The sequence below is a fragment of the Lacibacter sp. genome, from assembly GCF_057361365.1.
This window is the reverse complement of record NZ_JBMQSG010000002.1, coordinates 1-12,327: the sequence shown is the minus strand read 5'-3', so window position 1 is coordinate 12,327 and position 12,327 is coordinate 1. Positions and strand designations below refer to the sequence as shown.

Annotated in this window: 11 protein-coding genes; 9 read left to right on the top strand and 2 right to left on the bottom strand. The window is 39.9% G+C overall.

Going from position 1 to position 12,327, the window contains the following annotated elements:
- The first annotated feature begins 44 nt into the window (after nt 1-44).
- From ACO1QW_RS00385 to ACO1QW_RS00365, 5 genes are all read left to right on the top strand, one after another.
- On the top strand, nt 45-992 hold the full coding sequence (locus ACO1QW_RS00385) for a class I SAM-dependent methyltransferase (RefSeq protein WP_486254651.1): 948 nt from the start codon (nt 45-47) through the stop codon (nt 990-992).
- Between the two features lie 115 nt (nt 993-1,107).
- Nucleotides 1,108-3,327: an ATP-binding protein gene (locus ACO1QW_RS00380; RefSeq protein WP_486254649.1), complete on the top strand. Its 2,220-nt coding sequence runs from the start codon at nt 1,108-1,110 to the stop codon at nt 3,325-3,327.
- Nucleotides 3,328-3,407: 80 nt separating this feature from the next.
- The gene (locus ACO1QW_RS00375; protein ID WP_486254647.1) at nt 3,408-4,106 is read left to right on the top strand and encodes a CoA transferase subunit A; all 699 of its coding nucleotides are present in this window, start codon (nt 3,408-3,410) and stop codon (nt 4,104-4,106) included.
- A gap of 100 nt (nt 4,107-4,206) precedes the next feature.
- Nucleotides 4,207-4,863 carry a CoA transferase subunit B gene (locus tag ACO1QW_RS00370; protein ID WP_486254645.1) on the top strand — a complete coding sequence of 219 codons (657 nt, stop codon included), beginning with the start codon at nt 4,207-4,209 and terminating at the stop codon, nt 4,861-4,863.
- A 187-nt stretch (nt 4,864-5,050) separates the two neighbouring features.
- The gene (locus tag ACO1QW_RS00365; RefSeq protein WP_486254643.1) at nt 5,051-5,920 is read left to right on the top strand and encodes an OmpA/MotB family protein; all 870 of its coding nucleotides are present in this window, start codon (nt 5,051-5,053) and stop codon (nt 5,918-5,920) included.
- A 72-nt stretch (nt 5,921-5,992) separates the two neighbouring features.
- Here the strand turns inward: ACO1QW_RS00365 and ACO1QW_RS00360 are convergent, their stop codons facing one another.
- Complete coding sequence (locus tag ACO1QW_RS00360; RefSeq protein ID WP_486254641.1) at nt 5,993-6,703, bottom strand: choice-of-anchor I domain-containing protein; 711 nt, start codon at nt 6,701-6,703, stop codon at nt 5,993-5,995.
- A gap of 23 nt (nt 6,704-6,726) precedes the next feature.
- Nucleotides 6,727-7,530, bottom strand: coding sequence for a choice-of-anchor I domain-containing protein (locus ACO1QW_RS00355; protein WP_486254639.1), 804 nt, complete (start codon nt 7,528-7,530; stop codon nt 6,727-6,729).
- A 309-nt stretch (nt 7,531-7,839) separates the two neighbouring features.
- Between ACO1QW_RS00355 and sufB the strand changes: the two genes are divergently transcribed.
- From sufB to ACO1QW_RS00335, 4 genes are all read left to right on the top strand, one after another.
- Entirely contained in the window at nt 7,840-9,285 is a 1,446-nt protein-coding gene (gene sufB, locus ACO1QW_RS00350) for a Fe-S cluster assembly protein SufB (RefSeq protein ID WP_486254637.1), read from the top strand.
- Nucleotides 9,286-9,317: 32 nt separating this feature from the next.
- Complete coding sequence (gene sufC, locus ACO1QW_RS00345) at nt 9,318-10,082, top strand: Fe-S cluster assembly ATPase SufC (protein ID WP_486254635.1); 765 nt, start codon at nt 9,318-9,320, stop codon at nt 10,080-10,082.
- A 167-nt stretch (nt 10,083-10,249) separates the two neighbouring features.
- Complete coding sequence (gene sufD, locus ACO1QW_RS00340) at nt 10,250-11,557, top strand: Fe-S cluster assembly protein SufD (RefSeq protein WP_486254633.1); 1,308 nt, start codon at nt 10,250-10,252, stop codon at nt 11,555-11,557.
- A gap of 87 nt (nt 11,558-11,644) precedes the next feature.
- The coding region (locus ACO1QW_RS00335; protein ID WP_486254631.1) for an aminotransferase class V-fold PLP-dependent enzyme at nt 11,645-12,327 on the top strand (683 nt) is incomplete at its 3' end.

The following is a 12,327-nucleotide window of genomic DNA, read 5'->3' as shown; positions in this document are numbered from 1 at the left end:
ACCCAAGCTGTAAACTAATCATTCATCACTCATTACTCATCGTTATGCTCTCCGATAAATTAAAAATGTTTCATAACAGGCTTAGCAAAGTGCACAAACACCGCAGTAAGCAGGCCAAAAGAATGGGCATCAGTTGTTATCGTTTATATGATAAAGATCTGCCTGAGTTTCCGGTAAGCATTGATGTATATGATACAATGGTTTGTGTAAGCGAATACAAAGCCAAACATAATCTTACGGATGAAGAACATCTCGATTGGCTGGAAGGAACAGTGGATGTAATTGCTGATGTGTTACAGATGGATGAAGAGTTGATCTATACCAAGGAACGCCGCAGAAAAAGCAATCGGCAATCGCAATATCAAAAAACGGCTGAGGAGAAAGAATTTTTTGAAGTGCAGGAAAACGGGTTGAAATTTTTGGTAAATCTTGCCGATTATTTGGATACGGGTTTATTTCTTGATCATCGCACTACACGTAAGATGGTGATGGATGAATCAAAAGATAAAAAAGTACTGAACCTGTTTGCCTATACCGGTTCGTTTAGTGTGTATGCAGCTGCAGGAGGGGCGGAAGAAGTGGTAACTGTTGATTTGTCGAATACTTATATCGATTGGGCAAAGAAAAACTTTGAAGCAAACTTTTTCATCGATCATAAGAAATACAAATTTGTTGTGGCCGATGTGAAACAATATTTCGATACACTTACGCCAAACAGCTTCGACTTGGTGATAATGGATCCGCCTACATTCAGTAACAGTAAAAAAATGAAGGATTTCCTGGATATACAGCTCGATCATGTGGAACTCATCAACCAAACCTTAAAAGCAATGAAGCCCGGCGGAGTTTTGTATTTCAGCAACAATGCAAGAAAATTTGAATTGCATGAAAGTGAACTGCAGGCATCAATTATTAAAGACATTACCAAAGCTACTACCCCTTTTGATTTTGAAGGTAAGCTGCAGCGTTGGTGCTGGCGAATGATACGCTGATAGTAATTGCACTCGTATTTTTACTTATTCTTCATAGGGATAAAACATGCACGCAGGATTGGATTTGAATCAGAATAGAAGTAATTTTTCATTCTGATATCCTAAATCCAGTACTATGAAACCAACTCTTCTCCTGCTTAGGGATCGTCCCCGTTTAAAAAAAGTGCTTGCATTTACATTTGTCGCTATCATTTTAGTTGGAGGTATAATTGCAAACTATGCCATTGAATCTAGCGTACTGCAATCTGTTCAGGATCATTCTGCACAAAACGATTCTGTTATTAAACATCAGCAGTATCAACAGATCGTTGAAAAAACAATGTTCCTTGTTACACAAAGCGATCATAACCTTGAAGACTATGTGCAGGCCGGCGAACTTCAAAAGAAAGAGGCTTTTACAAAAAACAGTGTAGCGATTGAAAAAAATCTGCAGGAGGTAAAAAGTACTTATGCAGGTTATATTCCTAAATACTTAGTAAATGTGTTTGTACACAAGGCAGCTAATCGTATTCAGTTAAACCGGGATATTGTTGCGATGTATGATACAGCGGGACAGTCAAGGGCCCTAGAAATGATCAACAGCGTTGCTTACAAATCATCCTTTAAAGAAATTACGTTTGGTGAGCAGGAACTGGTGAATGCGTTGGGAATAAAGATCGAGCAGTTGAATAAAAAAATTACCATTGAAAAGGCAGAGATGGTAAGCCTCGATCGCAAATGGAATATTGTTTCTCTTATTTTCATGTCGCTTATTGCTTTGCTTGTAGTATATAAAATGATTGAAACAAACCGCTTGAACAATGTATTATCAGTTGCTATTCAAAAAGGGCAGCAGGCGCAACTTGTAAAAGACCAGTTTATTTCAAACGTAACTCATGAATTGCGTACGCCATTGAATTCTATTATTGGTTACACCAACCTGTTAATGAAAAAAGATCATGCTCCCGAAACCAAACAATGGATTCAATCAATGAAAATTTCTGGTAATCTTTTGATGGAAGTAATCAACGATGTGTTAGATTATTCAAAACTGGAGTCAGGCCATTTTCAATTTTCGAATGAGCCGTTTAATGTAAAACAGGTGATGAGTAATCTAAATACTGTATTGCAAAACCGTGCTGAAGCAAAAAATATTTCATTGCATGTGGAGGTTGATGATCAATTGCCCGGTTGTGTTTCCGGTGATGCAAGAAAGCTGATGCAGATATTAGTGAACCTTACAGGTAACTCTATTAAGTTTACTGAAAAAGGCTATGTAGCAGTGTCAGCAAAAACATTGAAGCAATCAGGCGAAAAAGCATGGATACAATTTATAGTCAGCGATACAGGCATTGGTATTGATAAAGAAAAACTCCCGTATGTGTTTGAACGCTTTTACCAGATCGAAAGCAAAACATCAAAAAAATATTATGGAACAGGTTTGGGGTTACCAATCGTAAAGCAATTGGTGGAAATGCAGGGCGGTGAGATCGAAGTGTTTTCTGCGCCTGGCGAAGGCACTCAGTTTGTATTGCTCCTGCCATACACCATCGCTGCAACTGTTGAAGTTGAAAATGAAACCGAGATCGTTATTGATAAAGAAAAACTTGTACAGAAAAAAATATTGATTGTTGATGATAATGAAATGAACCGTGACCTGATGGGTTATTTGCTTGCTGAACATAAATTTTTATTCGACAAAGCTGAGAGTGGCATAACAGCTCTTCAGCTGTTGAAACAAAAGAGCTACGATTTTATTTTAATGGATATTCAAATGCCGGGCTTAAGTGGTATCGACACCACTAAAAAGATCCGAGCAGAGTTAAACATGCAAACACCTATCATCGGGCTGAGTGCTTTTTGCCAAAGTGCAGAACAGCAAAATGCAATTAACGCCGGAATGAACGCATACCTCACCAAACCTGTTGATGAACGCAAACTGCTTGAACTGCTCAATCATTACAGCGATTGGGACACAGAACCAATTACTCCGCAGCATTCACAATTGAAACTGGTGAATATTGATTACCTGCAACGCTTAACAGGTGGCAATAAAGAAAATATACAAGACTTGCTCAGCAAGGCATTCGATTTTCTGCCGGGTGAAGTAAAACGCCTGCAAGAATCTTTTGCGGCAGAAGATCAGCAGTTGATCAAAGAAACGGCACATAACATGAAATCGACATTACGCATCTTAGGCGTTAATGAACATGTTTCCAGCAAAGTGATCCAGATCGAAAAAGGCAATATCTCTGAGAACAGCGAAAAGGAACGTATAAAAGATTTAATTGCCGAAATCGATTCATCGGTGCAGGTAGTGTTGCAGGAATTAAGAGAGTACCTCGAAGCTGCTTAATGGTTTTTAGGTAAGTCGCTGCTGACTTATCCTCATCATTTATTTTTTCTTCGCTTATCTTGCAATCAAATTCGATTGCAATGAATAAAGTTGTTTCAAATGCCGATGAAGCAATAAGAGACATTCAAGATGGCGCTACGCTTATGCTTGGCGGCTTTGGTTTGTGTGGTATCCCCGAAAACTGTATTTCCGCTTTAGTTAAGAAAGGAACAAAAAATCTTACCTGTATTTCAAACAATGCAGGAGTAGATGATTTTGGTATTGGATTAATGCTCAAACAAAAGCAGGTGAAGAAAATGATCTCATCTTATGTGGGGGAGAATGCAGAATTCGAACGCCAATTGTTGAGTGGTGAACTTGAAGTGGAATTGATTCCCCAGGGAACATTAGCTACCCGTTGCATGGCGGCCGGTTACGGTATGCCTGCTATTTATACACCAGCCGGTGTGGGCACTGAAGTGGCCGAAGGAAAAGAAGTACGCAATTTTAATGGAAAAGATTATTTGCTTGAATATGCATTTGATGCTGATTATGCCATTGTAAAAGCATGGAGAGGCGATACAATGGGTAATCTTATTTTTAAAGACACCGCAAGAAATTTCAATCCAATGATGGCCATGGCTGGTAAAATAACCATTGCAGAAGTGGAAGAGTTGGTTGAGCCGGGAGTGTTAGATCCAAACGAAATTCATACCCCAGGTATTTATGTTCACCGCATTTTCAAGGGCACGAACTATGAAAAGCGAATTGAACAACGAACAGTAAGAAAGGAAATATAATACCCAATGTAGCAATTTGAAAATTTGAAAATGAAATAGTAGTGTTTGCATTTGACGGATTTTCAAATTTTCAGATTAACTAATTTTCAAATTGCTTATAATGCCATTAACGAAAGAACAAATTGCCCAACGCATTGCCAAAGAATTAAAAGATGGTTACTACGTAAACCTTGGTATCGGTATACCCACACTTGTTGCAAATTATATTCCTGCAGGTATCCATGTTGAACTGCAGAGTGAAAATGGATTGCTGGGCATGGGCCCTTTCCCGGTTGCAGGAAAAGAAGATGCAGATCTCATTAATGCCGGTAAACAAACCATCACTACATTACCAGGCTCTGCCTTTTTTGATAGTGCAACAAGTTTTGGAATGATACGTGCAGGTAAAGTTGATCTTACTGTGTTAGGTGCGATGGAAGTAAGTGAGCAAGGCGATATCGCCAATTGGAAAATTCCAGGCAAGATGGTGAAGGGTATGGGCGGCGCAATGGATCTTGTAGCCAGTGCAAAAAATATTATTGTGGCAATGATGCACACCAACCCCAAAGGTGAAAGTAAGTTGTTACCTCAATGCACATTGCCCTTAACGGGAAAGAAATGTGTGAAAAAAATTGTTACCGACCTTGCGGTACTTGAAATAACTCTCAACGGGTTTAAATTATTAGAGCGTGCTCCGGGCGTATCTGTCGAAGAAATTATTGCAAAAACTGCAGGAAAATTAGTGGTGGAAAGCCCTGTTCCTGAGATAGTTTTCTGATTCTTATGCTTAGCTGTTAATTTTTTGGCAAGGTTTTTTATTCATGATGCATAGCAGGTAAAGCAAGTGCTTTACAAGTGTTGTTGTTTGCACATGAAGACAGTCCCAAGATCATTGGGAAAAACATTCTTGTGCTATACTTCTGCGCTTCAACATCATTATTCATGTATTTAAAAAGGGAAATGTTATGAAAGTCAGTTACATCGTTACGATAGCTTGTTCGGTTGTTCTGCTTACCTCCTGTGTAAGTAGTAAGAAGTTTAAAAAATCACAGGATGATTATGCACAACTTTTAACACGCTATACAACATTGGAAGGAAGTCTCACCGATTGTAATAATCAAAAATCAGTGCTTGAAAGAGAAAAAGCAGATCTCAACAAGCGTGTAACGGATCTCAACCAGGAGATGGAGCGTATTAAACAGAATTACACGCAAGCCATTATGCAACTGGAAAACTTATCTGTTATTTCCAAACAACAGGCAGAAAGCATTAAACAATCCCTTCAGAATATTGGTGCAAAAGATGCATATATCCAAACATTGCAACAACAAATGGCTTATAAAGATTCGCTCAACATGGTGTTAGTGATGAATCTGAAAGGAGCTATTGGTAATATAAATGATGAAGACATCAACATTAAAGTAGATAAAGGCGTAGTGTATATCGATATTTCTGATAAGCTGTTATTCAAAAGCGGTAGCTATACCATTACCGACCGTGCAAAAGAGGTGTTAGGTAAAGTGGCGTTGGTGTTGAAAAATCAACCGGACATAGAATTTATGGTAGAAGGACATACCGATAATGTGCCTTACCGTGGAAATGCTTCATTAGTTGATAACTGGGATTTAAGTGTAAAACGTGCAACAACTGTAGTACGTTTATTACAAAAAGAATATGGACTAGATCCGGCGAAAATGGCAGCAGCTGGTCGTAGTGAATATCACCCTGTAAGTACAAACGATTCACAGGAAGGTAAAGCACTCAACAGAAGAACAAGAATTGTAATTCTTCCACAATTGGATCAGTTCTTTAAATTACTCGAACCGCAGAAATAATATTCATCAATTAGCATAAATTAGAAAGGCCACAGTAATGTGGCCTTTTCATTTTTGGGGTAAGATGCTTTATTAGTTGGTTGTATATACTTTAATATAACCATCTGTTTCGCTGCTGGCTATAAATAAACTTTTACCGTTTGGACTTTTATCGGCTGCAATAAACAAAACGCCTTCAGGCCCCACGCCAGTATTGAGCCACTGTTTGAAAACTGGTTTTGTTGGATTCGTAATATCATAAATCATTACCGCATTCGCTCTTTCCAAACCAACGAATAACAAGTTGTTGTTCCCTACACGACCAATAGTAATACCTTCAGGTTCGCAGCCTTTATCATCGCTGCGGCCATCAGGATATTTTCCGAGTTCCGCCGCCTTTGTATCGATCTGATTTTTGCTGTCGTAAACCAACTCGCCTGTTAATCCATTCCATATACTGAACGAACGTGTACCGTAAGAATACAATTCATCATAATCACCATCGCCATCTTTATCACCAAGAGTTGTTGTAATATTTAATCGTCCCAGTTGGGCATTTGTTTTTAATGCAGCAGCATTAGGAAAAGCAACAGGATCCAATACAACTGATGCATTACCAGCACGACGTACTTCAACAGGTGTCATTCCTGCCCACTCTCTTACATCGCCTTCATTAGCTGAATAAATAAACGGCACACCGTTATGATTGTTTACTGCAATTGCATCAGGCAAATACATTCCTTTTACCGGCCATGCGCCAAAGTTGATTCCGCCATCCTGATCGCTGGGATCAATTGTATTCATGGGGTTGATGTAATCTTTAAAACCTAATGGAAAAATATCGGTAATGGTTTTTGTGGTAGATCGATCTTGGCAATCCCATTGTTTTCCTGCAGCGTAACCCACGCAGTGTTACCATTAGGAGATACAGCAATGTATTCGGGTTCAATATCCTGTTCAAAGCTTGCGTTCTTTCCGAACAAACGGAAACCCTTTGCTTTTAATTCAACTGCTCTTGATGCAAAACTGCTGAAGTCGAGTGTTGTTGCAGTATAATTATTCTTTACATCAATAATAGAAACTGTACCCATTGGATCAATTGTGTAAGCATCATTTGGTTCACCTTCGTTTGCTGTGAGAATAAAATTGCCATCGGGTGTGAACGTTACCATATCAGGTAATGATCCTACTGTAACATTGGCAATAGCTTCGTAAGTTTTTGTATTAAATACAACCAATTTGCCTGCACCCACTTTGTCGTCCGCTTCAATTGCAGCTGCAAGCCTGCCATTGTTCACTGAAACGCTATTTACAAAACCACCATAAATAGAGATATTGATAAAACCGGTAATTGATGGATTGGCGGGGTTGCTGAAATCAACAACCTCAACACGGTTGCTGCCAGCACTATTATTTACCACGAACAGCTGTTTTGTTTCATGGTCGTAGGCGCTGATTTCCGCAGCACCTAATCCACCGCCAATAGGAAGGCTGGCAATTTCTGAAAATGTTGTTGATTCCTGGCGTGCCGCAAAGCCGGGGCTTTGTTGCTGTGAATTATCTTCTATACTAAGTTTTGAACAGGCATTTAATAGTACAATGCTGCTGATGAGTAAAAATGATCTTCTCATTATGTAAGTTTAAAAGTTGAGTGGCAATGCTAGAAGGCAAATGTTAAGCCATTATGATTAGAAGGTTATGAAAATATGAAGGAGCGGTAGGGCACAATGCTCGACCGTATTAGGTTTTAGAATACTTTGATTCGAACCCCAAATTCCCAATGACAAAAGGTTCAGGCCACCCCAGTGTCCAAGCCCAATTCCACATATTGTCAACTTTTTCCGCATCTCGAATACTATCTGTACTTTTTCGTATAGATTAATCTGTACTTTTGTGTACAGATTGAAATTCATTGAAAATACGACTAAACAGAACGAATTATGAGTGAGATGCTCAATACACTGGAGCAAACGGCCCTCAGTGAGTACAAATATGGTTGGGTAACCGACATTGAAGCCGACGAGGCGCCTCCCGGGCTTAGCGAAGACATTGTGCGTTTCATCAGCGCCAAAAAGAAAGAGCCCGAATGGATGCTGGAGTGGCGATTGAAAGCCTACCGTCATTGGTTAAAAATGACTGAGCCTGAGTGGGCCAATGTAAAATACCCCAAGGTAGATTACAACGCTATTAAATATTATAGCGCCCCCAAGCAAAAGAAAACCCTCAACAGCCTCGATGAAGTAGATCCTGAATTAAGGGCTACGTTCGAAAAGCTGGGTATTTCGCTGGACGAGCAAAAGCGTTTAAGCAATGTGGCGGTGGATGCGGTTATTGATTCAGTTTCTATTGCAACTACATTTAAAAAGCAACTGGCGGAGCTCGGTATTATTTTCTGCAGCATGAGCGAAGCAGTGCAGGAGCACCCTGAGCTGATCAAAAAATGGTTGGGCTCTGTTGTGCCGATGACCGATAACTATTTCTCTGCATTAAACAGTGCGGTGTTCAGCGATGGTAGTTTCTGCTACATTCCAAAAGGTGTAAAAAGCCCGATGGAGTTGAGCACTTACTTCCGTATCAACGCAGAAAATACCGGACAGTTTGAGCGTACTCTTATTGTTGCCGAAGAAGGCAGTTATGTAAGTTACCTTGAAGGTTGCACTGCTCCCATGCGTGATGAAAATCAATTACACGCTGCTGTGGTTGAAATTGTAGCATTGGATAACGCTGAAGTAAAATATTCAACCGTACAAAACTGGTATCCCGGTGATAAAGATGGTAAAGGTGGTATCTACAACTTCGTTACCAAGCGTGGTATTTGTGCAGGTGTTAATTCAAAGATCAGCTGGACACAGGTTGAAACCGGTAGCGCTGTTACATGGAAATATCCTTCTGTAATATTAAAAGGTGATAATAGCCAGGGTGAATTTTATTCTGTTGCTGTTACCAATAATCATCAGCAGGCCGATACGGGTACAAAGATGATGCACATTGGTAAGAACACACGTAGTCGTATTGTTTCGAAAGGTATTTCGGCAGGCTTCAGTCAAAACTCTTACCGTGGTTTGGTGCAAGTAGGTAAGAATGCAATCAATGCAAGAAACTTTTCGCAGTGCGATAGTTTGTTGCTTGGCGATAAATGTGGTGCACATACGTTCCCGTACATCGAAGTAAAGAACAGCACTGCCCAGGTTGAGCATGAAGCCACCACTTCTAAAATTGGTGAAGACCAGATCTTCTATTGCAACCAACGTGGTTTGGATACTGAAACTGCGGTTGCATTGATCATTAATGGCTTTGCTAAAGAAGTAATGAATCAGTTACCGATGGAGTTTGCTGTGGAAGCACAGAAACTTTTGGCCATTTCATTAGAAGGAAGTGTTGGTTAATCAAATTTTCAAATTCACAATTTTCAAAGTATATGTTATCAATCAAAAATTTACAGGCAAGGATTGAAGAGAAGGAAATCTTAAGAGGTATTAATCTGGATATTAAACCAGGTGAAGTTCATGCCATCATGGGACCGAACGGTAGTGGCAAATCAACATTGGCTTCTGTATTGGCAGGTCGCTCTGATTACGAAGTAACAGGTGGCAGTGTTGAATTCTTAGGTAAAGATCTGTTGGAACTTACGCCTGAAGATCGTGCACGTGAAGGTGTGTTCCTTGCGTTTCAATACCCGATTGAAATTCCCGGTGTAAGCACAACCAACTTTGTAAAGACAGCAGTAAATGAGATCCGCAAGTATCGTGGTCAGGAACCAATGGATGCGGTTGCTTTCTTAAAGTTGATGAAAGAAAGAATGAAACTTGTGAATATTGATCAGGCTTTGTTAAGCCGTTCATTGAACGAAGGTTTCAGTGGTGGTGAAAAGAAACGTAATGAAATTTTCCAGATGGCAATGCTTGAACCAAAGCTGGCGATCCTGGATGAAACAGATAGTGGTTTGGATATTGATGCCTTGCGTATTGTGGCAGAAGGTGTAAACAAACTCAAATCAAAAGACAATGCTACGTTGGTGATTACGCACTACCAGCGTTTGCTCGATTATATCGTTCCTGATTATGTACACATTCTCTACAAAGGACGCATTGTAAAAACAGGCGGTAAAGAATTAGCACTCGAACTGGAAGAAAAAGGATACGATTTCATTAAAGAAGAATTGGGAGAAGAAGTAGAAGCGTAAGACAGCCCCCTCTAACTCCCCCGAAAGGGGAGGATTTGTAAGCCTCCAATTAATTGAAGCTTACAGATGATTAAAATTCAAGAGTTGAAATGCTTAATTACAATTGATAAACAAATAAAACAAAGCTCGGCCTCCCTCTCTACTGGAGAGGGACCGAGGGTGAGGCCATGTCAGAATTAAAAAGGTTAATACAGGATAAACTCAGCAAAGAATCATTCAGCGGGAATGGTTCGTTAAAAGCGTTGAGTCAAAAAGGATTGGAGCTGTTCAATGAGCAGGGTATCCCTACGGTAAAGCACGAAGAGTGGAAGTACACACGTATCAGTGCTATACTCAACAAAGATTTTTCTTATGCTGAAGGCGCTACGGCAATCACTGCAAAAGATGTGGATGAGTTTCGTTTGCCGGGCAATGAAGATGCAAATGAGTTGGTTTTTGTGAACGGTATTTACCACGAAGAACTTTCTACCATCCGTTCATCGGTTGATGAATTGGTATTACTTCCGTTGAGTGAAGCAGTAAAAGGAGAATACAAGTCGATCGTGGACAGCAATCTTGGTCACAGTGCTAACTACCATAAAGACGGGATCAATGCATTGAACAATGCATTTGCATATCAGGGTTTGTTTATTTCTGTAAAGAAAAATAAATCGGTGGAGCATCCTTTGTATTGCTATTATATCAACGATGCAAGAACAGAAAATGTATTGTCGCAACCACGTACGTTAATTCATGTTGCTGTGAATGCAGAAGTAAAGATCGTTGAAGAAGAAGTAACCATCGGCACCAGCGATTCATTTATCAATAAGATATCCGAGATTGTTGTGGAAGAAAATGCACAGGTGCATTTATATAAAATTCAGAACGAAGACAGTCACAGCAGTTGTGTAAAAACAACGCATGTGCGTCAGTTGGGAGTAAGCAAGGTGAATTCGGTAACCATTACACTCAATGGCGGTGTGATTCGTAACAACCTCAACTTTATTTTGGAAGCGCCGGGTTGCCAAAGCAATATGTACGGTTTGTATTGTGTGAAGGGCGACACCCATGTCGATAATCATACCGTCGTTGATAACAAGATGCCAAACAGTTTGAGTAATGAACTGTACAAAGGCATTATTGATGAAAATGCAACAGCTGTTTTCAACGGCAAGATTTTTGTTCGTCAGGATGCACAAAAGACAAACGCTTATCAAAGCAATAAAAATATTTTATTGAGCGATACCGCAACAGTGAACACCAAACCGCAGCTGGAAATTTTTGCTGATGATGTAAAATGTTCACATGGCTGTACCATTGGTCGCCTCGATGAAGATGCTTTATTTTATTTGCAGGCAAGAGGTATTGGTGATAAAGCTGCAAAAGCGTTGTTGCTGCATGCCTTCGCAATTGAAATATTGGAGAAGATAGAATTGGAGCCGATCCGACAGTATGTCGACAAGATCATTTCTGAGCGGTTGGATTTTGAAATTTGATTGAACCACAAAGGCACAAAGATTGCAAAAGGTTCACCAAGTTCATTCGCTGAAACATTTTTGGTTCTCAGCGGTAAAAAATAAAAAATGGTTGAAACTTTAGAAAATATAACTTTTGATGTAAAGGCTATCCGTCAACACTTCCCGGTGTTAAACCGGTTGGTTAAAGGAAAGCCATTAGTATATTTTGATAATGCTGCAACAACGCAAAAGCCACAGGTGGTCATTGATGCGCTTGCAGATTATTATAAAAACTACAACGCTAATATTCATCGTGGTATTCACTCGTTGGCTGAAGAAGCAACTGCCGCTTACGAAGCAACGAGAGATACAGTACAGCAATTCATCAACGCCAAACAGCGTGAAGAAATTATTTTCACAAGAGGCGTTACAGAAAGCATCAATCTTGTTGCATACACATGGGCACGCACCAATCTAAAAGCAGGTGATGAGATCATCATCAGCGGCATGGAACACCACAGCAATATTGTTCCCTGGCAACTGATCGCTGAAATGACGGGTGCAAAGCTGAAAGTAATTCCTGTGAATGATAATGGTGAATTGATCATGGAAAAGTTTCATCAACTCTTGAATGAAAAAGTGAAACTGGTTTCTGTGGTACATGCATCAAATTCGCTGGGTACTATCAACCCTGTAAAAGAAATTATTGATGCAGTGCATAAAGTTGGTGCAGTTGTAATGCTCGATGGGGCGCAATCAACCGTGCATTTAGATATTGATGTGCAGGAACTCGATTGTGATTTCTTCGC

Excerpts from the sequence above, each read along its gene's own strand:
- sufD (WP_486254633.1), top strand. The coding sequence starts at position 10,250 with ATGTCAGAATTAAAAAGGTTAATACAGGATAAACTCAGCAAAGAATCA.
- ACO1QW_RS00370 (WP_486254645.1), top strand. The coding sequence starts at position 4,207 with ATGCCATTAACGAAAGAACAAATTGCCCAACGCATTGCCAAAGAATTA.
- ACO1QW_RS00355 (WP_486254639.1), bottom strand. The coding sequence starts at position 7,530 with ATGAGAAGATCATTTTTACTCATCAGCAGCATTGTACTATTAAATGCC.
- ACO1QW_RS00365 (WP_486254643.1), top strand. The coding sequence starts at position 5,051 with ATGAAAGTCAGTTACATCGTTACGATAGCTTGTTCGGTTGTTCTGCTT.
- ACO1QW_RS00385 (WP_486254651.1), top strand. The coding sequence starts at position 45 with ATGCTCTCCGATAAATTAAAAATGTTTCATAACAGGCTTAGCAAAGTG.
- ACO1QW_RS00375 (WP_486254647.1), top strand. The coding sequence starts at position 3,408 with ATGAATAAAGTTGTTTCAAATGCCGATGAAGCAATAAGAGACATTCAA.
- ACO1QW_RS00360 (WP_486254641.1), bottom strand. The coding sequence starts at position 6,703 with ATGAATACAATTGATCCCAGCGATCAGGATGGCGGAATCAACTTTGGC.
- sufB (WP_486254637.1), top strand. The coding sequence starts at position 7,840 with ATGAGTGAGATGCTCAATACACTGGAGCAAACGGCCCTCAGTGAGTAC.
- ACO1QW_RS00380 (WP_486254649.1), top strand. The coding sequence starts at position 1,108 with ATGAAACCAACTCTTCTCCTGCTTAGGGATCGTCCCCGTTTAAAAAAA.
- sufC (WP_486254635.1), top strand. The coding sequence starts at position 9,318 with ATGTTATCAATCAAAAATTTACAGGCAAGGATTGAAGAGAAGGAAATC.